Genomic DNA, 254 nt, shown 5'->3' with positions numbered 1-254 from the left:
CTCTCCGTCGTCGGCAGCGTCAGATGTGTATAAGAGACAGGTCAAGGACCTGTTCGACCCGGACAACCGGATGAACCCGGGCAAGGTCGTGCGCAGCTCGAACGGGATGCTGCAGTGGACGCAGCCCTGGCCGAAGTGTCCGTAGATCCTGTCTCTTATACACATCTCCGAGCCCACGAGACGCGTAGTAATCTGGGGGGGGGGGGGTGTGGGGGGGAGGGGGGGGGGGGGGGGGGGGGGGGGGGGGGGGGGGG

At 67.3% G+C, this 254-nt stretch carries 1 protein-coding gene; it reads left to right on the top strand.

Going from position 1 to position 254, the window contains the following annotated elements; genetic code table 11:
* Positions 1-25: 25 nt before the first annotated feature.
* Positions 26-145, top strand: coding sequence for an FAD-linked oxidase C-terminal domain-containing protein (locus tag ACPYOM_RS23075; RefSeq protein ID WP_481347756.1), 120 nt, complete (start codon positions 26-28; stop codon positions 143-145).
* Positions 146-254: the final 109 nt, after the last annotated feature.

This window comes from Monashia sp. HAY1-2A, assembly GCF_056755315.1.
This window is presented reverse-complemented; position numbering and strand designations above follow the sequence as displayed.